This is a genomic window from Halomonas sp. IOP_31 (assembly GCF_021151495.1).
Taxonomy (GTDB): Bacteria; Pseudomonadota; Gammaproteobacteria; order Pseudomonadales; family Halomonadaceae; genus Modicisalibacter; species Modicisalibacter zincidurans.
The window spans coordinates 1-24,688 of record NZ_JAIRBP010000022.1; the positions used below are offsets into that span (position 1 = coordinate 1).

Annotated in this window: 24 protein-coding genes and 1 pseudogene; 7 read left to right on the top strand and 18 right to left on the bottom strand. The window is 59.4% G+C overall.

Translation table 11 applies throughout. The annotated features are described in order from the left end of the window. Positions 1–84: 84 nt before the first annotated feature. A complete protein-coding gene (locus tag K7I12_RS11750; protein ID WP_231664212.1) occupies positions 85–480 on the bottom strand; it encodes a copper resistance CopC family protein in 396 nt (131 codons plus the stop codon). Positions 481–730: 250 nt separating this feature from the next. Here K7I12_RS11750 and K7I12_RS11755 point away from each other — a divergent pair. Continuing rightward, a pseudogene (locus tag K7I12_RS11755) lies at positions 731–908 on the top strand (transposase); the annotation flags it as partial. 674 nt (positions 909–1,582) lie between these two features. On the opposite strand, the gene K7I12_RS11760 reads toward K7I12_RS11755, so the two are convergent. The 12 genes from K7I12_RS11760 to K7I12_RS11820 all read right to left on the bottom strand — a co-directional run bounded on the left by K7I12_RS11760 (position 1,583) and on the right by K7I12_RS11820 (position 12,576). Beyond that, complete coding sequence (locus K7I12_RS11760; RefSeq protein WP_031384340.1) at positions 1,583–2,029, bottom strand: DUF411 domain-containing protein; 447 nt, start codon at positions 2,027–2,029, stop codon at positions 1,583–1,585. 339 nt (positions 2,030–2,368) lie between these two features. Then, on the bottom strand, positions 2,369–2,659 hold the full coding sequence (locus K7I12_RS11765) for a hypothetical protein (RefSeq protein ID WP_231664213.1): 291 nt from the start codon (positions 2,657–2,659) through the stop codon (positions 2,369–2,371). Between the two features lie 745 nt (positions 2,660–3,404). Next, complete coding sequence (locus K7I12_RS11770; protein ID WP_231664214.1) at positions 3,405–3,656, bottom strand: hypothetical protein; 252 nt, start codon at positions 3,654–3,656, stop codon at positions 3,405–3,407. Continuing rightward, positions 3,653–4,570 (bottom strand): NAD(P)/FAD-dependent oxidoreductase, encoded by a 918-nt coding sequence (locus tag K7I12_RS11775; protein WP_269438658.1) that lies wholly within the window; start codon positions 4,568–4,570, stop codon positions 3,653–3,655. The genes K7I12_RS11770 and K7I12_RS11775 overlap by 4 nt, the downstream gene beginning before the upstream one ends. Continuing rightward, entirely contained in the window at positions 4,563–5,456 is an 894-nt protein-coding gene (locus K7I12_RS11785) for a cytochrome c biogenesis CcdA family protein (RefSeq protein ID WP_231664215.1), read from the bottom strand. The genes K7I12_RS11775 and K7I12_RS11785 overlap by 8 nt, the downstream gene beginning before the upstream one ends. Then, positions 5,456–6,064, bottom strand: coding sequence for a peroxiredoxin family protein (locus K7I12_RS11790; protein WP_160171097.1), 609 nt, complete (start codon positions 6,062–6,064; stop codon positions 5,456–5,458). The genes K7I12_RS11785 and K7I12_RS11790 overlap by 1 nt, the downstream gene beginning before the upstream one ends. 160 nt (positions 6,065–6,224) lie before the next feature. Continuing rightward, entirely contained in the window at positions 6,225–7,037 is an 813-nt protein-coding gene (gene lgt / locus K7I12_RS11795; RefSeq protein ID WP_031384334.1) for a prolipoprotein diacylglyceryl transferase, read from the bottom strand. 143 nt (positions 7,038–7,180) lie between these two features. Continuing rightward, positions 7,181–7,879 carry a TVP38/TMEM64 family protein gene (locus K7I12_RS11800; RefSeq protein ID WP_031384333.1) on the bottom strand — a complete coding sequence of 233 codons (699 nt, stop codon included), beginning with the start codon at positions 7,877–7,879 and terminating at the stop codon, positions 7,181–7,183. A 350-nt stretch (positions 7,880–8,229) separates the two neighbouring features. Then, positions 8,230–8,679 (bottom strand): heavy metal-responsive transcriptional regulator, encoded by a 450-nt coding sequence (locus tag K7I12_RS11805; RefSeq protein ID WP_051907485.1) that lies wholly within the window; start codon positions 8,677–8,679, stop codon positions 8,230–8,232. 64 nt (positions 8,680–8,743) lie between these two features. Then, entirely contained in the window at positions 8,744–9,376 is a 633-nt protein-coding gene (locus K7I12_RS11810; protein ID WP_231664216.1) for a peroxiredoxin, read from the bottom strand. Positions 9,377–9,609: 233 nt separating this feature from the next. Next, complete coding sequence (locus K7I12_RS11815) at positions 9,610–12,099, bottom strand: heavy metal translocating P-type ATPase (protein ID WP_231664217.1); 2,490 nt, start codon at positions 12,097–12,099, stop codon at positions 9,610–9,612. 72 nt (positions 12,100–12,171) lie between these two features. Then, entirely contained in the window at positions 12,172–12,576 is a 405-nt protein-coding gene (locus K7I12_RS11820; RefSeq protein WP_231664218.1) for a heavy metal-responsive transcriptional regulator, read from the bottom strand. Positions 12,577–12,983: 407 nt separating this feature from the next. Between K7I12_RS11820 and K7I12_RS11825 the strand changes: the two genes are divergently transcribed. The 3 genes from K7I12_RS11825 to K7I12_RS11835 all read left to right on the top strand — a co-directional run bounded on the left by K7I12_RS11825 (position 12,984) and on the right by K7I12_RS11835 (position 16,112). Continuing rightward, entirely contained in the window at positions 12,984–14,420 is a 1,437-nt protein-coding gene (locus tag K7I12_RS11825; RefSeq protein WP_231664219.1) for a multicopper oxidase family protein, read from the top strand. A gap of 635 nt (positions 14,421–15,055) precedes the next feature. After that, entirely contained in the window at positions 15,056–15,469 is a 414-nt protein-coding gene (locus K7I12_RS11830) for a GreA/GreB family elongation factor (RefSeq protein ID WP_231664220.1), read from the top strand. Positions 15,470–15,503: 34 nt separating this feature from the next. Further along, a complete protein-coding gene (locus K7I12_RS11835; protein ID WP_231664221.1) occupies positions 15,504–16,112 on the top strand; it encodes a LysE family translocator in 609 nt (202 codons plus the stop codon). An 8-nt stretch (positions 16,113–16,120) separates the two neighbouring features. Here the strand turns inward: K7I12_RS11835 and K7I12_RS11840 are convergent, their stop codons facing one another. Continuing rightward, a complete protein-coding gene (locus K7I12_RS11840) occupies positions 16,121–17,767 on the bottom strand; it encodes an acyl-CoA dehydrogenase family protein (protein WP_231664222.1) in 1,647 nt (548 codons plus the stop codon). A gap of 395 nt (positions 17,768–18,162) precedes the next feature. On the opposite strand from K7I12_RS11840, the gene K7I12_RS11845 reads away from it, so the two are divergent. The 3 genes from K7I12_RS11845 to K7I12_RS11855 all read left to right on the top strand — a co-directional run bounded on the left by K7I12_RS11845 (position 18,163) and on the right by K7I12_RS11855 (position 21,241). After that, positions 18,163–19,305 (top strand): GlxA family transcriptional regulator, encoded by a 1,143-nt coding sequence (locus K7I12_RS11845; RefSeq protein WP_231664224.1) that lies wholly within the window; start codon positions 18,163–18,165, stop codon positions 19,303–19,305. Positions 19,306–19,482: 177 nt separating this feature from the next. After that, a complete protein-coding gene (mtgA, locus tag K7I12_RS11850) occupies positions 19,483–20,187 on the top strand; it encodes a monofunctional biosynthetic peptidoglycan transglycosylase (RefSeq protein WP_231664225.1) in 705 nt (234 codons plus the stop codon). Positions 20,188–20,311: 124 nt separating this feature from the next. Beyond that, positions 20,312–21,241 (top strand): Gfo/Idh/MocA family protein, encoded by a 930-nt coding sequence (locus K7I12_RS11855; RefSeq protein WP_231664226.1) that lies wholly within the window; start codon positions 20,312–20,314, stop codon positions 21,239–21,241. Between the two features lie 29 nt (positions 21,242–21,270). Here the strand turns inward: K7I12_RS11855 and K7I12_RS11860 are convergent, their stop codons facing one another. The 4 genes from K7I12_RS11860 to K7I12_RS11875 form a co-directional block, all read right to left on the bottom strand. Continuing rightward, positions 21,271–22,038: a hypothetical protein gene (locus tag K7I12_RS11860; protein WP_231664227.1), complete on the bottom strand. Its 768-nt coding sequence runs from the start codon at positions 22,036–22,038 to the stop codon at positions 21,271–21,273. Between the two features lie 126 nt (positions 22,039–22,164). Next, complete coding sequence (locus K7I12_RS11865) at positions 22,165–22,941, bottom strand: molybdopterin-binding protein (protein ID WP_031384320.1); 777 nt, start codon at positions 22,939–22,941, stop codon at positions 22,165–22,167. 30 nt (positions 22,942–22,971) lie between these two features. Beyond that, positions 22,972–23,484, bottom strand: a complete 513-nt coding sequence (locus K7I12_RS11870; RefSeq protein WP_231664228.1) for a cytochrome b/b6 domain-containing protein — start codon at positions 23,482–23,484, stop codon at positions 22,972–22,974. Between the two features lie 106 nt (positions 23,485–23,590). Beyond that, entirely contained in the window at positions 23,591–24,559 is a 969-nt protein-coding gene (locus K7I12_RS11875) for a LysR substrate-binding domain-containing protein (protein ID WP_231664229.1), read from the bottom strand. Positions 24,560–24,688 lie beyond the last annotated feature (129 nt).

Consider the following 24,688-nt stretch of genomic DNA (forward strand, 5'->3'; position numbering starts at 1 on the left):
GCCCAGCCAGAAGGCCTGTGTCGAGGTCAGGTCAGTCATGGTGTCCTCCTTGGAATCGGGTGACACCAGTCTGACGGACACTATTCAGCGGCAGAAGATGGGGTTTGTGGAGCGCTTACATTGCTTCTTTAAGTTGAACTCGAAGTTTCCTTTCATGTTATGGCCATCTTTGGACATCGAGCGCCATTCGACGCTGTAGTGGTTAGGCTCGAGTGCTGGTAACGGCAGTGCATAGTCGGCTTGTAACTGGCGCTCGGGTACCTCGAGCGACAAGGACTCTTGACCCTGCGGCGTCAGGGCGACATATGTAAGAAGGAGGGGAGATGTGAACTGCAGTTCGAGCTTGGCTGGCTCCTCGGTGATCGTGGCGCCATTCGCGGGTGAAAAGCTTTTCAACGCCGAGTGCGCTTGAGCAAGGGAAGCACCCATGAGAAGAGTGCTTGGTATAAGGCCGATGGCCAGGGCTGTTTTTACATTCATCGGATAGATCTCATCCCGGATATTTCCTCAGATATGAAAAAGCGGCTGAAAATCGGTTATGATTCAAGAGCCTAACCAAGAATCACCGACCACAGCCGCTATGACGAAATGTACCACGCCCACCGCCTCGTTTCCACGCTGCAAAGGCCGCCATGTCACTGCTCGTTTCGACAGCGGTGAGTTCACCTCCAAGAAAGGTGTGTTCCTGCTCCGCCAGCAGGATCGCCCGTCGCGATGACGCCCGTGCCTCTCGCCCTGCCGGCACCGGGCGGAGACCACGCTCCGGCAGCGCGTCTTCTTCAGCCTGGTGCTGGGCCACGAAGACCTCAACGATCATCTGCGCCGTGATATCGCTTTGCAGACCGCGGTCGATACCGACGGCGTGCTGGCCAGCCAGTCGACGCTGTGTCGCTTCGAACAGCGGGCCAGTCGTTACTACCCGCGCGGCGATATGGAGAACCGCATCAAGGAGCAGCAGTGGCTCTTCCGGAAGCTGACCTGCAAGCGGGTGCCGGGATGAACGGCACGGTACGGGGGCAATATTCGGGCTAGAATGTTTTCTTAGTAGTAGTGGGGGACATGTCAGCGTGGGCCTGCTGTGCTGCCGTCTCACTCTGGCTGGCAGACTCGCCTTTCTTGTCCTTCTTGCATTTCGTCAGGCACATTACGCCGCACATGAGCAGACATGGCAATAGTGCCAGCAGAATAGGGGCCATGCCGAGTATGACTAATTGGTCCCAACCCATGGCGAGACCGCCAGCCACGATTACGGCACCCAGGATCCATAAGCGGCGCGGGCCTGATATCAGGCTTTTGAATCCAGATTTTTCTTGACCTTGATTAGGCTTGTTGCCACCACAGCAGCTCATAGCGATACCTCTTTTGAAAGATCAATAATTTCTTTGAGAAATTCGGTCATTTCCGGGCTATCCCACCTAGTGGCGACCACCAGGCGCCCGATATCTTCGACATGGGCGATCGATCAGTAACGTCGTCGGAATCGCCACAGCGTCAAGCTTGGCTCCGGCCATGCCGCCGCTATCAGGCACACGATGGCTACGGCCCGCTTAAGGGGAAGTGGCAGCAACTACCGATGCCGATATTAATAAGTGGCGTAAACTTCAGGTGAATTGGTAGGTTGAAATGATAAGGTATAGACTTCGATAGGGCCTTGTTTTTCGCCTCCCATGCCCGGTGCCCCAAGAGGCATGCCGGGTACACTCAAGCCTTTGATAGACGGTTTTTCTGCCAACACCTGCTTGATGCTTTCGACATTGATATGGCCTTCGAAGACGTAGTTATCGATCAGCGTAGAGTGGCAGCCGTAAAGCTTTTCAGGAATGTTGTACTCTGCCTTGATCTCTGCCAAGTCATTGGTATCGATCACTTCGACATCAAAACCATTTTTCTCTAGATAATCGGCATACGCGGCACAGCATCCGCAGTTCGGGCTCTTGTAGAGGGTAGCCTGCGTTACTGCAGCGAGACCTGACAAGGGGAACAGGAGCATCAGCAGGGCAGTGAAGGCTATCGTCTTGACGTGTTTCATTGATCGTCTCTCTAGCAAATTAATATTTATCCAGCTCTGCTTATATAGCAAGCTGGATATAAATATAGTGTTGCAGCTTGTCTAAAATACCATTGAGCAAAACTTTTGGGTCTTTCACTAATGCTAGTGGTGGCTTCTCTATTTTCCGTTGCGATATTGTCCGTTGCGATTGTGCCAGTGCGTAGCTTGCCCGTATTCGCAACTCTGTGTCGGTTTCTTGGAGCGAACAAGCAGATAAGGTAGATAACGGAGCATAGCAATATTTTTCATGCATTATGCCCCACTGTGATATCTAGAAGCAGGCTGCCCCGAGGCGAAGCCACAGAGCAGCCAGCCCAATCAGGCGCTAGTGTCGTTTTTCTGTTTTTCCATCATGTCGTTACATTTCTCCATCATGGAATTCATTTGCTTCATCATGCCCATCATGTTGCCTTGCATGCCACCGCCTTCTTGCATCATGTTGCCTTGCTGGCCTTCCTCGTTCTGCGCATTTTCCTGCGCGAAGAGTGAACTAGCCCCAAAGGTGCTAACGGTCATCACTGTGGCTGTGAGTACTATATTGCGCATCTTTCGCATGACAAACCCCTCGCTGCTTGGTTTGGCCTTTTCCTTCACCAGGGAGTAGTGCATCGCCCCGAAAAGGCTTTCACTATATCAAGCACTACACCCTTAGCCTATAACCTAAGCCCTGCCTGCAGGTCAACGTATTATCTCCTGCGTTTGGTAGCCCGGATATTGCACCAGGTCGCTCGCGCCCTCGCTTGCTCTTTGATTCCACAGTCAATTTTTCCTTACTCGACCGTACACCCCGGTACGGCGCTCAATCGGAAAAACCTCTGTGAAACCAATTATCTGCGCGATCATCACGGCACCTGATGCAACATTCGGGCTAGGCGGGACCGGTAGCCTTACTCAAAGCATATCCTTAAAGTAGGCTTTAGAGTCAAGGAGTTTTAGGCGCTTTTTTGCCTCGGCTTTTATCTTCCCTTGAGTTCGACAGAGGGGCGTAAGTTACTGATTAACCTTGAAATGCGTTGTAAAAATTGGCACTAGCAAGCGGGGTGCGGTCGGTGCCGGTAGGCCGATGGCCTCGAAGGTCGCGTTGTTGAAGGTCGCGTTGTTCAAGATGCTGCAGTACCGGCCGGGCTTTCCCGTCGACGGCGTTGCACCCTGGCCTAGGCGCAAGCGTGGGTCCGGGAGTTCACTGAATGGTACAATACAAGCACCGCCATGGCGCCCTTCGCCACGTTACCCCAAGCCAGCGGCACAGCCGGGCGCATTCTGGCGCAGCGTCGTGAGGTCCTCCAGCCAGAAAGCGATCTAAAGGTAGACCTTGGGCGATGGGTAGCACAAAACTCGTGGGGGTCGTCAGGCATCAACTGCCTGTCGTGATATGTGATTCGAGTTTCTCTATTGAAATAGCCCCCATGCCAAAAAACTGGCCGTCAACAAGCACGCCCGGACTTGCCAGGATGCCGTGTTGCAGTACCAGTTTTTCACCCTCCGGCGATAAGGCGTCAATATGCGCCACCTCGAGTTCCGAATATCTATTTTTTAACTCATCGATCTCAGCCTGCAGCTCGGCACAATTCTGGCAGTCAGGCGGGCTTACTAAAGTTATAATCATGATTTAATCTCCCGTTTAAGTTGCGTATCAATATACTGCGTGGCTGAAAGGGCGGCTTTGACTCCGTCCCCGACGGCCGTCGTAATTTGTTTGTGCGGTCCGCTTGTAACGTCACCGGCGGCGTATACGCCGGGCACGGACGCGGCCATAGTCCGGCAGTCAACACTAATATGCCCATCTTCGTCCAAGTCTAGTATGCCATCCGTGAATTCGGTATTGGGCATGCACTCAGCAGCTATGAAAACGCCGCTGACCGGCAGTTCTTCAGTCATATTATTAGAGTGATCCCCATGATATCTGAGAGCAGCAACCTTTTGATCGCCGATAATTTCGACTGGCCGACCTTTTGGCAGCAAAGTAACCCTATCATAACTGAAGGCTGGCTGAACCGGCCGCGATTGCAGAAGATAGGCGTAGGCACCGATGCGGGACAGTTGCTGCGCCATGGCCAAAGCCTGCTCCGGCCTGCCGATGACCGCCACCTTTTTACCTTTGAAATACGGACCATCACAGGTCACGCAGTACGAGACACCTTTGCTTGAAAGCTCCTTTTCGCCCGGCAGACCTAGTGTTCCATGCCGGACTCCCGTCGCTATGATGGCAGTTCTAGCTGTAACCGTATCCCCGTCAGCTAACGTAATCTTTAGCAGCTGGCCTGCCCTCCGTATTCCGGCTACGGTTGATTTCCGGCAATCTATAGAATTTCCAGGTTCCGTTATTTGTTTTGCGAAGCTCGCTGCCAGCTGGCTGCCGGTTACGCGCATTTCTCCGGGCCAGTTTTCAATTTGGTCGATTTTGCCCAGCTGACCTTGTAACGAATCGGCGGCCAGCAACACTTTCAGGCCACGCCGCGCTGCGGTCGTTGCCGCTATCATGCCGGCTGGGCCGCCGCCGATTACTGCCATGTCATACATGTGTTCCGCTCTCGTCGTCATCGGGCTGTTTCAGCTCCCTTCGAACCAAACGAACCAAAAATACAAGCAGCGCAATAAGCAGCAACCCGAAAAGCGCCTCGCCAAACGGTACTTTTTCAACAGCCCCAGCAAGAACGTCCACCCAGCTCTTGAGTTTGATAGAAAACTCCGAAGAAAACGAACTCGCCGTATTCCATCCCAGTAACGACAAGATCAGGAAAGAAACACCGGCCAATGTAAATACAATGAACGACAGAAAGTTGGAGAGCGGAACCGTCAGGCTGCCAAGCCGAACCTGGCTCTTTTGCAGTTTCTGGCTCTTACGCCACAGGCCTTGCTTGTAAAATAGGCCGAGCACGAACAGCGGGAAAACGATGCCAAAGGTATAGGCCAAACCGACGGCACCGGCCTGCAGAAGAGTCGGCGAAATGGCAGCCAGCGTCAAGGCACCCAGCACCACCGGCGCGCAGCAGGCACTGGAAATGCCTGACACGACTCCCAGCGAATAAGCAGACGCCGCGTTGGTCACCCGCGGTGACTGCAACCGGCTGACGAACGGCATTTTGAGTCTTTTACCGTACAAGGTCATGACCCCGATGCCAATCATCAACAAAGCGCCGGTCGCAAAGACATAGGGGTGGAACGCCGAGAAAAAGGAGGTCAGGAAACGGGCTCCCAGCACGATAGGCAGAATGATCGAGGCAATCCCCAGCGCGAATACCGATGTCAAGAAAATCACCTTGGAGCGCGATTTGAACACCGTACCCAGATAAGCCGGCAGCATCAGCGTGATGCAGCACGGCGCGAACAGCATGATAGCACCGCCGAAAAAAGCGACAATTAACGATGCGCTGGTTAAAAGCGCTGAAGCACTGCCGACATCCACTATGAGCTACCTCCCAGCACTTTTTGAACCTCAGACAGGATTTCTGAACCAGGCACAAACATCCTGCCGCCAGGCACGCTCATGCCAACGCTCGGCCAGTAGTCTTTGCGCCACAGAATCTTGCCATCCTTGCCGACTAACACGAATGTATGCCCGGCCCGCCGGCCCATACCCATGCTATAGGGCAAGAGGTCATAGTCTTGCTCGGTTTGGGCGTCTTGATATGACAAGACAGGTGACTTCAAACCGTAACGCGAACTGGCTTTGCTCATTGCCTCTGGTGAGTCCAGTGCGACGTAAAGCAATTTGACATCCATTTTATTGAAGTCAGACAGGTACTTATCCAGCTCCGGCATTTGCTGCATGCAAGCGTCACATGACAACCCTTCGTGGAAATAGATAAGCACGTTTTGTTTACCTCTAAAACTTGATAGCGTGACTCGTTTGCCGTCAGACGAAGGCAAATCAAAGTCGGGAGCCATTGAACCCTGCGAGGCCTTTGATGCGGCCTGCGGTGATGATTTGTTATCGTTGCTGGCAATGAACACGAATAAGCCTATGACTGCCACGATTATTCCTGACCATATGCCGGTTTTCTTAATATTCATAAAATAATTCCTCTCGTAGGCTTTGCCGGTGTTTATGTCGCTGATGGCCATGTCACCGAATGGCGTGATATGTCTCGGGACACTATATGTCTCGAGACGCTATGCAAGATAAATCAGCTGATTGGCGATGCTTGCTCGAAACCATTTGAATAGTTACTTATCATGAAGATACTGTCCTGTTCTCGCTACCAAACGGCCGACGCCTAGCCCAAGCCATTAGTACCAGGCCTGCAAGAATCATGGGCAGGCTCAGTAGCTGTCCCATGGTCATCCAATCAAAGGCGATAAAACCTAATTGAGGATCGGGCCGACGTACGAACTCCACAGCAAAGCGGAAGCTACCATAGAGCACCAGGAACAGACCGGATGTCATGCCGCGTTGATGCGAACGGCTCGAGAACCACCACAACACAACAAACATGACAACGCCCTCTAAGGCGAACTCATAAAGCGATGAAGGATGACGCGGCTCTGGTCCAAACCCCATCATTGATGGGTACACCATAGCCCAGGGGACGTCACTGACGCGTCCAGGCAGTTCATGGTTGATGAAGTTTCCGATACGTCCGGCCCCTAGGCCGATTGGCACTAATGGAGCTATGAAATCAGTAAGCTGGAAAAAGGCCAATTGGTGCTTTCGAGCAAACAGTAAGGCGGCAACAAGTACCCCGATGAGCCCGCCATGGAAGCTCATTCCTCCTTCCCATATCTTGAATAACCATAAAGGGTTGGCAAGTAGCTGATCGAACCCATACACCAAGGCGTAGCCAACGCGTCCTCCCACTATGATGCCGACAGCACCATAAAAAATGAGATCGCCTACGTCATCGTGACTCAAGCCTATACGGTGGGCACGCCGACGCCCAAGCCACCAGGCGGCAGCCAGCCCGATCACATACATCAGCCCATACCAATAGACTTTAATCGGCCCGATGGCGATAGCCACAGGATCAATGGTGGGGTATTGCAGCATTTGTCTTTCCTCTGTCTTGTTGGTTAGCGTAGAATGCCACGATCAACGCAAAGAGTCCTAGCTCAGGAATGATTTTGACGAGCATGGAATAATCTATCCTGAGTGACGTTATTTAAGCTGAGAACGGCAGTCCCTTCATCTCGTCAACTTGAGCGATTCTTTCGGTTGCGCTGCCAAACCCAAACCAGCTTCGTCAAGATGGGTAAAAGGGTAATTCCACTAATCAAAAGCAGGATAACTGTCATTCCCCTGGAGTCGGCAGTGATGAACGCTTCGCCGAACGCGGCGATCATGTACGCTGTCGGAATTACGCCAGCCAAGGTGGCCACCAAGAATCGCCAAAAAGCAAGCGGTGTGAGGCCCGCCGCGTAACTGACGGCATCGAATGAAATGAACGGCACCAATCGGGATGCAAAAACTATCAGCATTATTCCCGTTTGCGAGCGTTCTTTGCCTAGCCAGGTCAGCACAGGTCTAATATGTGACCAGCGGTTAGCCGCCTCATAACCAAGTAAGCGTGCAATACAAAAGGCAATTAGAGCACCGGCCTCGGCACCGATGACCACATAGAGAGTTCCCCAGAAAGGGCCATAGGTAGCCCCAGCCACCATGGCAATCGGCCCGCTGGGGATTGGGCTCATAACAATGGCCCCTACCATCAGCCCAATAATAGCCAGTGGCCCCCAGAGGCCAAGCTGATTGACCCACTCACGTAACGCTTGTTTGTCTGCGAGTATTGATAAAGCCCCTGTTTCCATCAGCGCCCAGTAGAGAACAGCCAGGCCAATTAGTGCCGAAGCTCCCCAGACGAGCCTCTGCTGTAAACGCAGCTTGTGTGCCATACGCCCTCTTATCATGAGGCTAAGCCTCTCGACTGCGTCAATATTCATCAACCTACTCGGCGCTTTTCCGGGGTTTACTGAAAAACAGATATTTAACTAACGCAGCAATGCCGAGTATCAGCGCCACCACCAGAAGAATGACTATCAGACCAAGTCCAACCATTCCCCAGGTGCATGCGTCACTTCCCATCATTTCACCATCTCTATTAATTTAGCAGGTTAGGGCTATGTTTCGCAGCAGCAGGTTTTAAAATACTCCTGAAGGCCAGCAAACTTGCTTGGTGGTAGTTAATGATTAGATAAGGCATGCCGTCAAAATGCCGTTCCTGATCCACAACGTTGCCGGTAAGTCATGCCTTTAACATGGACGGTTTACAAGCAATTCTTGGCGCAGCAACGTCATTCTTAACTACTGCCTCGATAATAGGGCATCCTTTCTGCATGGGCCCTTCTCCTGAGCATTCGGAGAGCGTTTTTGAAAGCACCGACTCGATCTTAGAAAGATGCTTGAGCTGCTCGCGAACTTTGACCAGCTTCTCTTCGGCAATCCGCTTGGCTTGTGCCCGGTCGCCGTTGGCATCCTGCAGGATCAGCAGCTCACGAATCTCATCGAGGGTAAAACCCCATTGCTTGGCCTGAAGAATGAACCGCAGCCTGGCCACATGCGCCTCGGGATAGCGGCGGTAGTTGGATTCCGTTCGCTGGGGGTTCGGCATGAGCCGCTCTTGCTCGTAGTAGCGGATCGCCTGGGTGGCAATGCCGCAGCGCTCGGCCAGTTGCCCGATACTGTAGGTTTTCATCAAGAGTTCCTCAGCGACACTTCAGGCAACCCGGTGCAACCGGGCCACCTGATCTTTCTGTTGGTTACTTGGGCTGGCGGACCACACGCAGGTACGATGTCTGCGCATCCCAGCCTTCAGGAAAGCGTTCCCTGGCTTCCTCGTCCGACACGGAGGGGACGATGATGACGTCTTCGCCGTTCTGCCAGTCCACCGGGGTTGCCACCTTGTGCTTGCCGGTCAGTTGCAGCGAATCGATGACCCGCAGGATTTCATCGACATTGCGACCCGTGCTGGGTGGGTAGGTCAGGGTCAGACGAATCTTCTTGTCCGGGTCGATGATAAAAACGGTGCGTACCGTCACCTTGGGGTCGGCCTTGGGATGAATCATCCCGTAAAGCTCTGCGACCACCCGATCCTCGTCAGCCAGTAGCGGATAGTTGAGAGAAGTCCCTTGAGTGGTCTCGATGTCCTTCGCCCAGCCGGCATGGGAGTCCAGCGGGTCGACGGAAACGCCGATCAGCTTGACGTCGCGCTTGTCGAACTCGCCTTTGCGCTGGGCAAACGCGCCAAGCTCCGTCGTGCAGACAGGCGTATAGTCGGCCGGGTGGGAAAACAGCACGGCCCAACTATCACCAAGCCACTCATGGAAGCTGACGGTGCCTTCCGTTGATTCCACTGTAAAATCGGGTGCTACTTCTCCAAGCTGCAAAGCCATCACGCTATCCTCACGTTGGGGTTGAATGATGCATTGCCTACAATAGCCTTAAAGCGAACTTTAAGGTCAAGCCTTTTCCTTGCTGCAAGCCAATCAGGGGCTAGTGCCCGGCCTTAGCAGACCAATTAGCAACATGACAAAAAGGTTACGCATGGTCGTGTTTTCTCCCGGAGGGGTTAATAAGGCTGGAGGAAATACCATTCAGCACTTTTCCCTCGTTTCAACGTCTAGAACTAGGCTGAGTATTCAAGGGCAGGTTCCTCATTGTTAGCCCTCGGGTCAGGTGCATTTTCTTGAGGCTGGAAACGACGCAGCCGCAGAGAGTTCGTCAGGACGAAGATGCTGGATAAGCTCATGGCCGCAGCTGCCAATATCGGGTTGAGCAAAAAGCCGGTGAACGGATACAGCGCCCCTGCCGCTACTGGAATCAATGCCACGTTATAGCCATAAGCCCAGGCGAAGTTGGAAAGAATCGTCTTGCGGGTGCGTTTGGATAGAGCCGTGGCATTGACGATGCCTCTCAGATCGCCACGCATGAGCACGACGTCGCCGGCCTCGATCGCGATGTCGGTACCCGTACCGATAGCAATGCCCACGTCGGCTTGCGCCAATGCCGGCGCATCGTTGATGCCGTCGCCGACGAACGCCGTATTATGGCCGTCGGCCCGCAGCCGCTTGATCTCGTTTGCTTTCTGGTCCGGCAACACTTCGGCGAGCACCTGCTGAATCCCCACCTGCCTGGCGATGGCTTCGGCCGTGGCGCGATTGTCACCGGTGAGCATGGCTACATTCAGGCCCTGTTCCTGGAGTGACGCAATAGCCTCAACCGAGCCCTCCTTGAGCGGGTCGGCGACAGCGATTATCGCCGCAAGCTTGCCATCGACTGCCGCATACAGCGGGCTCTTGGCCTCTCTGGCAAGCGCATTGGCACGCTCTTCCGCTTTTTTGCCTAGCTCGATGCCGAGCCGGCTCATATAGCGATCAGCGCCCACATTGAGCTTGTGTCCGTCGACCTCGGCCTCGATGCCAAAGCCAGGTTCGGCCTGGAAGTGGCTGATGGATGGCAGATCTAGGCCCCGGTCTTTCGCCCCACGTACGATCGCTTCGGCAATGGGATGCTCACTTTGCGCTTCGACCGCGGCGACCCAGCGGAGCACGTCGTTTTCCTGCCCTTCGAGCACAACGAAGTCCGTCAGCTCGGGGCGCCCCATGGTCAACGTGCCGGTCTTGTCCAGCACGATCGTGTCCACCTTGGCCAGCGTCTCGAGCGCCGCCCCCTTGCGGAACAGTACGCCCATTTCCGCGCCCTTGCCGGTCCCCACCATGATTGCGGTTGGCGTCGCCAGGCCCATGGCACAGGGGCAGGCAATCAGCAGTACGCTGACAGTGGTGACAAAGGCAAACGACAGCGCCGGGGCTGGCCCGAAGCCGAACCACACCGCAAAGGTGATCACCGCGATCGCGAGTACGATTGGCACGAAGATTCCGGCGATCTTGTCGGCCAGCTTCTGGATCGGCGGCTTCTCGGCCTGCGCCGATTCCACCATCTTGACGATTTGCGACAGTACCGTGTCGGCACCGACTCGGGTGGCGCGGAACGTCAGCGCGCCGTTCTTGTTAATCGTACCGCCGACGACTTCGGCGTCTTTCTGCTTGGCGACAGGCACCGGTTCGCCGCTGATCATCGATTCGTCGACGTAGGAGTGGCCTTCCTCGACGACGCCATCGACCGGGATACGCTCACCCGGGCGAGCCAAAATGCGATCGCCGGGCACAACGGCCTCGATCGGCACTTCGACTGTGTCACCGTCACGGATAACGCGGGCCGTCTTTGCCTGTAGCTGAAGCAGTTTCTTGATCGCTTCGGAGGTGCGACCCTTGGCGACATGCTCGAAATAACGGCCCAGCAGGATGAGCGTGACGATGACCGCAGCCGCCTCGAAGTAGCTTTCGGCGGTCCCAGCCGGGAAGAAGCCGGGAATCAGAAGCGCGGCCACAGAATAAAAGTAGGCGGCACTCGAACCAATCATGACCAGGCTGTTCATTCCTGGATTCGCATGTCGCAGTTCCGCATAGCCGGCGCGATAGAAACGCGCCCCGGCATAGAACTGGACCGGGGTAGTCAGCAACCACTCGATACTCATCCAGCCTCGATACGGCATGATGCTGGTGAGAATCGCTTCAAGCGCGGGTATCATCTTGCCCATGGCAATAATCACGACCGGAATCGTAAATAGCGCCGCAATCAGTACCTTGTTGCGGAGTTGGACGCCTTCCTGGTCTTCGCGCTCGGTCTGTGTACTCTCTCCCTGGTCCTGCGGCTCATAGCCGGCATCGCGAATGGCATGATGAATGCGTGGCAACGTTACCGCAGCGGGCAGGAACCGTACAAAAGCCTTTTGCGTGGTGAGATTCACGCTGGCCTGGACAATACCTGGCAGCTTCTCGAGGGTACGCTCAACCCGCGAGACACAGGAACCGCAGGTCATGCCGATAATGGGAATCTCAGCGGTTTCAACGACGGGTTGGTAGCCAGCCTCTTCAACGGCATGGGCTACCTGGCCGGGATTGGCATGCTCTTCGAAAGTAACCGTGGCCTTTTCAGTCGCCAGGTTCACTTGCGCATCCGTGACACCGGATTGCTTCTTGAGGGCGCGTTCCACGCGACCGACGCAGGAAGCACAGGACATGCCCCGGATACTGATATCGACACGCTCGGTCATCTAGAACTCCTGGTAGTATCGCTTACGTTAAGAAGGTTCGTCGCCAAGCCCAGAGAGAAAGGCGCAGAGGCTTTATTTGCCGTCGGTGATCGCTTCGACAATGGGACACCCTTCCTGCATGGGTCCTTCTCCTGAGCATTCAAAGAGCGTCCTTGAAAGCACCGACTCGATCTTAGAAAGATGCTTGATCTGCTCTCGAACTTTGGCCAGCTTCTCTTCGGCAATCCGCTTGGCTTGTGCCCGGTCGCCGTTGGCATCCTGCAGGATCAGCAACTCACGAATCTCATCGAGGGTAAAACCCCATTGCTTGGCCTGAAGAATGAACCGCAGCCTGGCCACATGCTCCTCGGGATAGCGGCGGTAGTTGGATTCCGTTCGCTGGGGGTTCGGCATGAGCCGCTCTTGCTCGTAGTAGCGGATCGCCTGGGTGGCAACGCCGCAGCGCTCGGCCAGCTGCCCGATACTATAAGTCGTCATCAGTACCTCCTCAGCGAAATTTCAGGCAACCCGGTGCAAACCGCGCCACCTGACCTTTCTGTTGGTTGCTTGGGCTGGCGGACCACACGCAGGTACGGTGTCTGCTCATCCCGGCCTTCAGGAAAGCGCTCCCTGGCTTTTTCGTCCGACGCCAAGGGCTGAGGCTGCATTGCCTACGATAACTTTAAAGCTGACTTTAATGTCAATACCCCAGCTTGTCATGGCACCAGGCGAGCTGAAGTGGTCCAACGCACTTGACCTTCGGGCCAGGCAAAGGTTTAAGCTAGCGCTTTTCCCAGCGGTAAGCGGCCTTGCTCGACCGGTGCCGTTCTTCCTTCACTATTTTCGGGGTGCCCCGGCTTGACCGGCCTGTTTCCCTGATCTCGCATCAATCAACGGATAAACGGATGCTTACAAGAAGAGATCTCGTCAAGAACTTGCTCCTTGGCGGAAGCGCGGCAACGCTGGTCGCGGGCATGGCCGGTTATGGGGGCTTGCAACAGCTATTGTTTGGTAGACCTGCTTTTGCCGCCTCTCTCAAGCCGCTTGCTGTTCCGCCCGTGCTTGGTGGGGAAAACCGGGACGGGGTCCGGGTGTACGACCTCAATCTACACAAGGGTACTACCCAATTTTACGATGGAGTGAATACGCCCACGCTGGGTATCAACGGCAGCTATCTCGGCCCGACGCTAAAGATGCGGGCCGGGGATACCGTGCGACTCAACGTCACCAATAAGCTCGGCCAGAACAGTACGCTGCATTGGCATGGCTTTCATCTACCGGCCTATGCCGATGGGGGGCCTCATCAGATCATCAAGGATGGTGCCACGTGGTCGCCACAATTCGAGGTGAAACAGCGCGCCTCGATGTTCTGGTATCACTCCCATTTGCCGCCCGTCACCGGTCCGCAGGTGTACCAGGGCCTTGCCGGACTGATTTACGTGGACGACGAGGAGACCGGGCGCCTGGGCCTGCCGAGCGAATACGGGGTGGACGACATTCCGCTAGCCCTGCAGGATCGCGCGTTCGACGATGACGGTTCGCTGTTCTACTCCGGCATGATGATGGGCGTGATGGGTGACGTCATGCTCGTTAACGGCGGTTTGAACCCGTATTTTGAGGCAAAAACCCAAAAACTACGCTTGCGAGTTATCAATGCATCCAATGCCCGTTTCTACTCGCTGGGTTTCAGCGACGCGCGCCTGTTCAGCCAGATAGGCACCGATGGCGGGCTTCTGGAGCGCCCGCTTGATGTCTCGCGCATCAGTCTCGCACCTGGCGAGCGCGCTCAGGTCATTGTTGATTTAAGCGATGGTCGCCCCGTCGTGCTACGCGCCGTCTCTTCGGGAAGCGGCCCGGTGGGCAGTGAACAGGTGTTCGATGTCTTGCGTATCCAGCCCGATTTCGAACGCGCTCGCGTCGCGGCGCTGCCCAGTCGTCTCGTCACCCTGGATCCGCCCGATCCTGCTCAGGCGATCGGCACTCGCCCGTTCGTATTGGGAATGGGCATGACGATCAATGGAAAACGGATGGATCGCAACCGTATCGATGAAACTGTCCGTTTAGGAACCACAGAGATATGGGAGATGAGTAACACCAGCATGGTACCTCATCCGTTCCATGTACATGATGTCCAGTTCCGAATACTCGATCGCAATGGCTTGCCGCCTGCACGGAACGAGAGGGGACTGAAGGATACGGTGGTCGTCAATCCTGGCGAGCGGGTACGCGTGCTTCTGAGCTTTACGGATTACAGTGATCCATATCTGCCTTACATGTACCACTGCCATAATCTTGAACATGAGGACACGGGCATGATGGGCCAGTTCGTTGTGACAGGCTAACCAAGCCTTGAAAAGATGCACGCCGGCAATAGACGATGCTCGGATGATGGTGGGCCGTTTCCGTCGTTCTCTGCAGCTTGTCCCTGGTGCTCTCCTTTGCAGTGCAAGGGTGTCACGTGCCCTTGCTTCTTACGTTAGTATACATTGGGTTACATTCAAGGATTTCAAGGGCCCGCAACGGTATTCACGAAGCGGGCATCGAAAGTGTTCGTGACCGGGTGCCGACCTGTCGGGCACGACGGAGAGCAGGATCCTGTTGCTCATGGGCTGCGAGGCGTATTGCAAGATTATATTTTCATTGATTATTCTCGGACGCCCGATTGAATTAATTTGCCCTTGTAAACGGGGCCATTTCCGGCAATTGCGAACATTTTTGCGCCTTTAGAATGATGGCGATGCATCTCTGCATCCCTGTTTGGCTGGCGCTCCCTCGGGGGTGCCGGTCCTTTTTTGTGCCTCCGATCGGTCACGGTGGGGCGACTGCCCATTGATCCTTGGTTGAATGGCCGGGCCTGACTTCGATTGGCATTCAGGCTTATGATGAGCGATAGCAGTCCATTTCCCGTAGTAACCAGCGAGGGCGGGCTGTTTTTTTCGCGCTAACGCTCATGGCATTCAAGAGAAGGAGTCTCTATATGCTACGCCGTGCGATGACCTTGAACCGTCTGGACGCCGAACGCCTGCAACGCTTGATCGACGAAATGGACGACATCGACGAGCAACGATTGACCGGCACGCTCCAGGTCAAGCTCGATCTGGGGATCGTCTTCGATCCGCAGGAATTGCCCGCCAGCGTCGTCAGCATGAACACGCAAATTCGCCTGACCGACCCGGGCGACGCGCGTTCGGTCACTTGCACGCTGGTCTTCCCGCATTCGCTGGACAGCGTCCAGGATGGCCTGTCGGTGTTCACCGACCTGGGGGCCGACCTGCTGGGCCGTTGTCTCGGCGACTGCGTAAGCTGGCCGCGCGTGGACGGCAGCCGGCAGACGCTGCGCATCGACGCGATCCTCTGGCAGCCGGAAGCGTCCGGCCAATTCCACCGTTGAAGAAGTAGCGTGAGGCAAGAGGGATGAGCCCCGCATGCCGCTGACGCTATGGCTGTCGCTCGCCGCCGTTTGTGCGCTGGGCGCGATGTCGCCCGGCCCCAGCCTGGCGATGGTGCTGCGCCATACGCTGGGCGGCGGGCGTACTCCAGGGGTGATTGCCGGCCTCACCCATGCCATGGGTGTGGGGCTGTACGCCTTGCTGACGGTGTGGGGGCTGGGCGCGGTGATCAGCCGTCAGCCGATGCTGTTCATGGTGATCACCTGGGGCGGCGCGGCGTATCTGGCCTGGTTGGGCATCAAGGCGTTGCGTGCCGGGCGCGGCGGCACGCTGGAGGCACAGGGCGCCGCCAGCGGCCCGGCCCAGGCCGCCAGAGACGGCGTGCTGGTGGCGTTGGGCAACCCCAAGCTGATTCTGTTCTTCGTCGCCCTGCTCAGTCAGTTCGTCAGCGCCGACATGGCGTGGCCCGCCAAGGCGCTGATCGTCGCCACGGCGACGCTGATCGACGGCGGTTGGTACGTCATGGTCGCGCTGGCACTGTCGCACTCCACGGTGCTGCCATGGCTGCAGGCCCGCGCGCACTGGATCAACCGTATCACCGGCGTGTTGCTGATCGCACTGGCGCTGCGGGTGCTGATCGGCTGAGGCAGATTTCAGGATTCGATGCGCGCGAGTATCGCGTCCAGCGGCGTGTCCATCGGCAACACGCCATAGACCGGGCTGACGGTGTCGCCGAGGCGGCTGCGGCAGAAGCTGTCGCTGACTTCGCTGGGCGCATGCTGCAGCAGTAGCGCGGCCTGCAGGCACTGGGCCATGCGTTGGGTCAGCCAGCGGGCGTTGGCCTCGAGCGTTGCGCGCGGTTCGCCGAACGCGTTTTCGAGCGCTGCCACGGCCCGTGCATACGCCGGCGACAAGCCGCGCGCCGTGGCGAGCTCCTCGCGCAACGCATCGAAGCATTCCGGATGGCGGTCGAACACCCGCAGCACGTCCAGGCAGATCACGTTGCCGGAACCCTCCCAGATCGAATTGACCGGCGCCTCGCGGTAGAGCCGCGCGAGCGGCGTTTCCTCGACATAACCGATGCCGCCCAGGCACTCCATGGCCTCGGCCATGAACCCGGGGCCACGCTTGTTGTGCCAGTATTTGCCGAGTGCCGGAAGCAGCCGCGCCAGGGCTTGCTCGTGGGCGTTCCCGGGGGTGTCGAAGGCTCGCGCGGTACGCATCACCAGCGCCAGGCTGGCTTCGCTTTCCAGCGCCAGGTCGGCGATCACCCGGCGCATCAGCGGCTGCTCGCCGAGCGTGCGGCCGAAAGCCTGGCGCTGACTCACGTGGCTCCAGGCCTCGAGCAGCGCCTGACGCATCATGCCGGCGGGTGCGGTGGCGGCGTCGAGTCGGGTCTGCTGGACCATCTCGAGGATCGTGGGAATGCCGCGGCCGGGCTCGCCGACCGCTTCGCCGTAGGCGTCGCGGAATTCGATCTCCGCCGAGGCATTGGCGCGGTTGCCGCACTTGTCCTTGAGCCGCTGGAGCTCGAGCGCGTTGCGCTGGCCGTCGGGGGTGAAGCGGGGCACCAGAAAGCAGCTCAAGCCCTCGTCGGTCTGCGCCAGGGTCAGGAAGGCGTCGGACATCGGCGCGCTGCAGAACCACTTGTGGCCGGTCAGTCGGTAGCCGTCGCGGGCGCGTTCGGCGTGGGTGGTGTTGGCGCGCACGTCGCTGCCGCCCTGTTTCTCGGTCATTGCCATGCCCAGGGTGACGGCGGGCTTTTCCCAGGCGGGCACCGCGCGCTCGTCGTAATCCCAGGCCAGCAGCCGGCCCCGCCACTCGTCGCAGACCTGCGGTTCGCGGCGCAGCGCGGGAATCGCCGCATGGGTCATGGTCAGCGGGCAGCAGAAGCCGGGCTCGGCCTGGGTCAGCAGGTAGAGCGCGGCGACATGCGCCTGGTGCCCGCCGTGGTGCTCCTCCTCCCAGGCTACGGCGTGCCAGCCGTTGTCGAAGGCCAGATGCATCAGTTCATGATAGGCGGGATGGTAGACGACCTCGTCGAGGCGCCGGCCGTGGCGGTCGAACAGCCGCAGCTCGGGCGGGTGACGGTTGGCGGCTTCGCCCAGGGCCTGGACCTCGCGACTGCCCACCGCCGCGCCCAGCGCCTCGAGCCGCCGCGCCACCCAGTCGGGGGCTTCGCGGGCCAGCGCCTCGCGCAGCGGCTGATCGAGTGCGAAAAGATCGCGATCACGGGGCGCGGGCGGCTGATTGTCGACCCGGTGAGTGGCGAGCTGGCTGCGCGGCGCGTGGTCGGTCATGGCGACCTCCCTTCTATGATTCCTCGCCCAGCCTTCGCCTCGAGAGCCGTCGGATTCGCCAGACGTGGCGGGCAACGTGTCACGGTCTATTCGAGCATGGAGTCGGCGCGCATGGCGGTCAATCACGACCATCGGCGAGTGGCGCTACGGCGGCGACGTGCGGCGCCCTTGCTGATGGTTTGCCACACGCGACGCGGGAAGCGACCTTGTCATGTCTTTTTGCGACATGGATGTCGTTGATGAGTGCGTTGACTCCGCTTGTCCGCAAGAATGAACTGCAGGAATGTCGCGTTCAGCGATGATCTTGACGCAGTGGGCGATTGACACTGCTAACAATTACAACAGGACCCTTGGGCGCGAACCGAAGGGCGGACCCGTGGAAGAGGAGATCGCAGATGGCATCTTCCCAGGCTGTACAGGCATCGTCGACGGCCGCACGGGCCGTTGTCCCCCAGACGCTGGGTTTCCTGCTGCTGGAAAACTTCACCCTGATCTCGCTGGCCTCGGCCATCGAGCCGCTGCGCATGGCCAATCAACTGGCCGGTCGCGAACTCTACCGCTGGTACACGTTGAGCCACGACGGCGAGCTGGTGCGGGCCAGCGACGGCTTGCAGATCACCCCCGACGCGGCGACGCACATTCCGCTGTCGCTCGATTGGGTGGTGGTGTGTGGCGGCGTTGCCCCGCATCGCGGCGTGACTCGCGAGCACGTTGCCTGGCTGCAGGCTCAGTCGCGGCTCTCGCGACGGCTGGGTTCGGTGTGCACCGGCAGTTGGGCGCTGGCCAAGGCCGGGCTGCTCGACGGCTACGAGACCAGCATCCACTGGGAGTGCCTGGCGGCGATGCAGGAGGCGTTTCCGCGGGTGCCGTTGACCACCCGGCTGTTCTCGATCGATCGTGACCGCTTCACCGCCTCGGGCGGCACCGCGCCGCTCGACATGATGCTCAACCTGATCGGCCGCGACCACGGCCGCGAACTGGCCGCGGGCATCTCCGAGATGTTCATCTACGATCGGGTGCGCAACGAGCAGGATCAGCAGCGGGTGCCGCTCAAGCACGTGCTGGGCACCACCCAGCCCAAGCTGCTGGAGATCGTCGCGCTGATGGAGGCCAATCTAGAGGAGCCCATCGGCCTCGACGAGCTGGCCAGCTACGTCGACGTCTCGCGGCGTCAGCTCGAGCGGCTGTTCCAGAAGTACCTCAACTGCTCGCCGTCGCGCTATTACCTCAAGCTGCGCCTGACCCGGGCGCGTCAACTGCTCAAGCAGACCGCGCTGTCGATCATCGAGGTCGCCTCGGCCTGCGGCTTCGTGTCCACGCCGCACTTCTCCAAGTGCTATCGCGAGTATTTCGGCGTTCCGCCACGCGACGAGCGCAACGGAATCGACTCCCGCCAGGCGCGCGATACTCCGGGCGAGCGTGAGCTGCGCGTGCGCATGTCCCTCTCGGCGCCACCCGCCGAGCCGCTGTCGAGCGCAGTGCTGGCACTGACCCAGGCGCAGGGCGAGCCGACCTACGCCAGTGTGACGCTACGCTAGCGGCCCGTTTCGCGATGGAAACTTGCATCCCATCGAAGGCAAGCGCACTCCCACAATGCTGTATTCGAATTTGAGTCGCCATGGGGATTGGGCGCGTTGCGTTGGTTGCCGTTCGCCGCCGCGGCGGCGTGTGTTGTTATACTCGCCGGGTCTTCGCACGCACGGGATCGCCATTGCATGTCTCACCCCTGGTCACGCAGGCTGCTGCGCTATTTGCTGCTGGGTATCGCTGCGTTCGTCCTCGCTTCGCTGGCCCTGGTGATGTTCTTTCGCGTGGTGCCGGTGTTCGGCTCGATGGTGATGGTCGAGCGCAAGGTGGAAGCGTGGATCGACGGCGAGTCGCTGGATATTCGCCAGGCCTGGATGCCCTGGGAACGGCTGTCGGATAACGCCAAGCTGGCGGTGATCGCCGCCGAGGACCAGAAATTTCCCGACCATAACGGCTTCGACTTCGGGCAACTGCGCCAGGCGATCGCCGCCTGGCAATCCGGCGACAGCCTGCGCGGGGCGAGCACCATCAGCCAGCAGACCGCCAAGAACCTGTTCCTGTGGACTGGCCGCGACTGGCTGCGCAAGGCCCTGGAAGCCTGGTTCACCGTGCTCATCGAAACGCTGTGGACCAAGCAGCGGATCCTCGAGGTGTATCTCAACATCGTCGAATGGGATAGCGGGGTGTTCGGCCTGGAAGCGGCCGCCCAGCACTATTTCGGCGTCTCCGCCGACCAACTCAGCGTCGCCCAGGCCAGCCGGCTGGCGGCCATTCTGCCCGCCCCGCGCGAGCGCAGTGCCGCTCGACCCTCCTCGGCGACGCTCCAGCGCAGCCAGTGGATTCAGCGCCAGATGCGCCAGCTCGGCGGCACGGGCTACCTCGAACGGCTGTGAATTCCCGCCGCCCCATGGCGGGTTCATACGCCAAGGATGATCGCGGCATGCCGGGATCGGTATTGGCACCCTCGCGGCGCCCCCGCTAAGGTGATGGCAATTTTCACTGCCAAGGTACCTTGCGATGACTCCCCTGAAGATCGGCATCGTCGGCGTGGGCAAGATCGCCCGCGACCAGCACCTGCCCGCCCTCGAGGCCAGTCCCGATTACCAGCTGGTGGCCATCGCCAGCCGCAACGCGGCGTTGTCGGGGGTCGCCAACTTCCTGTCGCTGGAAGCGATGCTCGAGGCGATGCCCGAGCTCGACGCGGTCTCGCTGTGCGCGCCGCCCACGGTGCGCTACGCCCAGGCCAGGCAGGCGCTGGCCGCCGGCAAGCACGTGATGCTCGAAAAGCCGCCCGGCGCCACGCTCAGCGAGGTCGAGGACCTGGCCCGTCAGGCCCAGGCGGCCGGACGCACGCTGTTCGCCACCTGGCATTCGCGGCATGCACCGGGCGTGGCGCCGGCCCGCGACTGGCTGGCCGGGCGCACCATCCGCGGTGTGGAGATCGAATGGAAGGAAGACGTGCGCGTCTGGCACCCCGGCCAGGCGTGGATCTTCGAGCCCGGCGGCATGGGCGTGTTCGATCCCGGCATCAACGCGCTGTCGATTGCCACCGCGATCCTGCCGCAGGCGTTCCACCTGCGCGAGGCGACGCTCCAGGTGCCGGAAAATCGCCAGGCGCCGATCGCCGCGCAACTGAGCTTCAGCGACGCTGCCGAGACGCCGATCCGCGCCGACTTCGACTTCCGCCAGACCGGCCCGCAGACCTGGGACATCCACGTCGATACCGATGCCGGGCGGCTGACCCTGAGCAAGGGCGGCAGCGCGCTGTATATCGGCGGCGAGCGCCAGCCGACGGGCGATGAGCAAGAATACCCGGCGCTCTATGCGCGCTTCGCCAAGCTCGTCGCCAGCGGCGAGTCGGACGTCGACGTCGCGCCGCTGCGCCATGTCGCCGACGCCTTCCTGCTCGGCCGGCGCGAGTCGGTCGAGGCGTTCCACGACGACTGAATGATCCGGCCCCGGGACCGATGGCCGAATTACATCGGCGGCACGGTGCCATCACGACCGACGATCACCGCCTTGGCCTGGATCGGATCCTGACTGAGGTCGCCGGCGACGAAGACCGCAGCTCCCGCTTCGAGGTCGTCCTTGGAGCCCTTGCTGACCATCACGGTGGGGACGTCGCTCGGTACGCGGATCTGCTTGCTGCCGTCGCCGTAGTCGACGGTCAGCGTCATCATGCCGTCTTCGTCGGCGGCGTTATCCACGGTGCCGTTGGTCATGGTCGAGCCGCTTGAGGCGCCGCCCATCTTGCCGCCTGTATCGCCGCTCTTGGCGTCGCTGGCGCTGACGGTGCCATTGGTCATGGTCGAACCGCTACCGCTGCCGCCAAGTTTCTCGCCACCCGAGCCACTCTGGGTGGCGCCGCGCGGCATGTCCCAAGGGTAGTCGCCTTCTCCGGTTCCCTTCATGGAGTCCGGGAAGATCACCATTTCCAGTGCCCTGGCGGGTTGTCCATCTTCACCGGGCACGTTGGCCGTGCCGATGAACGTGCCTTCCTCGATCTCGTCGAGACTGCTCTCACTGACGGCCGCGAGCCGGGTGTTGTCGCCGATCGTCACCCGATGGCTGCTGCCGTCGGTAACCGACTCGACGGTGAAGCCGTCGCCGCTGAGCTTGGTGATGGTGCCGCGCAGGTTCTTGGGCGTGTCCTGAGCTGCCAGGGCACCGCTCGCGAGACAACCGATGGTGAGGCCGAGTAGCGCCTGGCGAAGCGTGCGGATGGCATGACGTGTGGCTGGCATGAGGGCTGCTCCTGACGTGTAAGGGGGCTGATATCAAGTTTGATTTTCTGGGAGCTCCGACCGTCTGAGTTCAGTTGATCGTGAAAGATTGTCAAGCGTATCGACGATGCCGATAGCGGGTGCCGGCTATATCCCGGCATACCAGGTGTAGCCGCGATCCTCCCAATAGCCGCCGTTGCCACCGGCGATGTCGTCGAAATCGCCGACCAGGGTGATGGCGGAGAGATATTTCGCCATCTTGTAGCCCAATTGACGCTCCGCGCGAAGCCGCAGCGGCGCGCCGTTGGCGATCGGTAGCGGCGCATCGTTGAGCGAGTAGGCTAGGATCGTTTGCGGATGACGTGCTTCGCTCAGATCCAGACTCTCGTAGTAATAGTCCTCGCCGCCCAACTGATCCATGCAGTGAAACACCACATAGCGCGCCTCGGCTTGCACGCCGGCACGCTCGAGCAGGTCGGTCAGCAGCGGGCCGCGCCACTGGCCGATGGCACTCCAGCCTTCGACGCAGTCGTGACGCGTGATCTGGGTTCTGGCCGGCATCGCCTGCAGCTCGGCGAGCGACAGTGACAGGGGGGCGTCGACCAACCCGCCGATCTCCAGGCGCCAGTCACGGAACTGCCCGGCGGCGAGCTGGCGATAGCGCGGCGCTTGCGGGTCGGTGGAGCCGTTGGGGCGGAAGGTTGCGTCGATCATCGATGGCGGGTATTTCGGCGCCAGGCCACGCTCGCCGGCCAGAAAGCGCTGAACGCGCAGGTTTAGCCGTTCGGCCAGGCCCAGCGTTTTGACGACCTGATCGTTCCGGGACAGCCGATCGCAACCCGCCAATCCCAGCGTCGCCACACTCAGCGCCGCGCGTTGCAGGAAGCGTCTGCGGCCATGGAATGCGGCATCATTGCGTTTCATGATGAGTGCCCCCTCTGCTTTCGACAGGCGTCACGTCACGTCGCGTCTGCCGCCGGTCAGCATGTCGCGCACCTGCCGAAACGGCCCGCTCAGCAGCACCATCACGAGATGAACGATCAGGAACAGGATCAACGAACCGGCGACGATGAAGTGAATCGAGCGCGCGCTCTGGCGACCGCCGAACAGGTCGAGTAGCCAGGGCGCCGCCGCGTTGAACGTGGGCGACATGCACAGGCCAGTCAGAATCATCACTGGCAGGGCCACGAACAGCACTCCCAGATAGCTGAGCTTCTGCAAGCCGTTGTAGCCGCCGCGATTGGCATGAAAGCGCAGGCGCAGATGATCGAGAACGTCGCGCCCCAGGCCGCGCCACTGGGACGCGGGTAGCCATAAATCACGTTTCAGGTGGTCGCTGAACAGCGCGTACACCACGAACAGCGCGCCGGCGCCCGCGAACAGCCAGGCGAAGAAGAAATGCCACAGCCGCCCCATGGCCAGGGACTGATAGCTCGGCAGGGTGATCCATTCGGGGAACCCCCGCACGCGGGCGTGACCGTCGCTGCCGGAGTAGCCCAGTACCCCGGTGGTATCGAAAGTCCAGGGGCCCAGCGCCGTCTGGCCCTGTATGTCGCCGCCGGCGCCGCCCGCTTCAGGTCATGCGGCGCTGGTGGGCGATCAGTTCGCGCAGGGTGCTCATCAGCGCCCCGGCGCCGGGCGACAGGCGCTGCTTGCGCAGGCTTACCAGCCCGTAGGGCTGGACGCTCAACGATTCGCTGAACGGCAACAGCCGAAAGTGTTGCGGGGCGCACAGCAGGTCGGCGACCTGACGCGAGGTCACGGTCAGGGTGTCGGACTTGGCGACCAGCGCCAGCGAGACCAGGATATCCGGCGTGTCGATGATCTGCCCGGGCGGCAGCACGCCGTGTTGCAGCAGCAGGTGGTCGACACGCTGGCGCATCAGCGCGCCGCTGGGCTGCAACGACCAGGAATAGGCGGCTATGTCGGCCAGGTCGGGTATCGCCAGGCCGGCCAGCGGATGCCCTGCGCGGCACACGAAGCAGATCTCCTCCTCGCCGATCTCCTCGAACACGAACTGCTCGGCGGGAAAGCCCTCGGGGATGCGGGTGATGGCGAAATCGAATTCGCCCTCCATCAGCCGGGGAATCAGCGACTTGCTGACGTCGACGTCGACGCTCACCTTGAGCCCGGGGAGTTCGCGATGAACCCGCTGGATGGCGCTGGCGAGGATCGTCACCGCCGGTGCCATCACCGTGCCCACCGAGACCACGCCGGCATTGCCCGCGCGCAGGGCGTTGAGTTCCTCGCCGGCGTGATGAAGCTCGGAAAGGATGCTGCGGGCGTGACGGATCACGATCTCGCCGTACCAGTTGGGCGTGACCCCACGTGAATGACGCTCGAAGAGCGTGACGCCGAGCTGGGACTCGAGATCGCCGAGCAGCTTGGAAGCCGCCGGTTGGCTGATCGCCAGGCTGGCCGCGGCGCGGTGCAGGTTGCGATGCTCCTCCAGGGCCAGGAATAACTGCAAATGGCGTAACTTCAGGCGTACGCGAAGAAACCAGTCCGGCGCTAGTGCAGCCCTGCTGTGTTGTTCTCTCATCGCTGATAACTTTTTTGATATCTTTTATGTGAAGCGCATTATTAACTGTGCTCTTTGCCGCTGTCTAACCTGCAATAACAACCCTCCTGATTTCCTGCGGCGATGCTCCGGCCGGGCGGGACCTGTCGG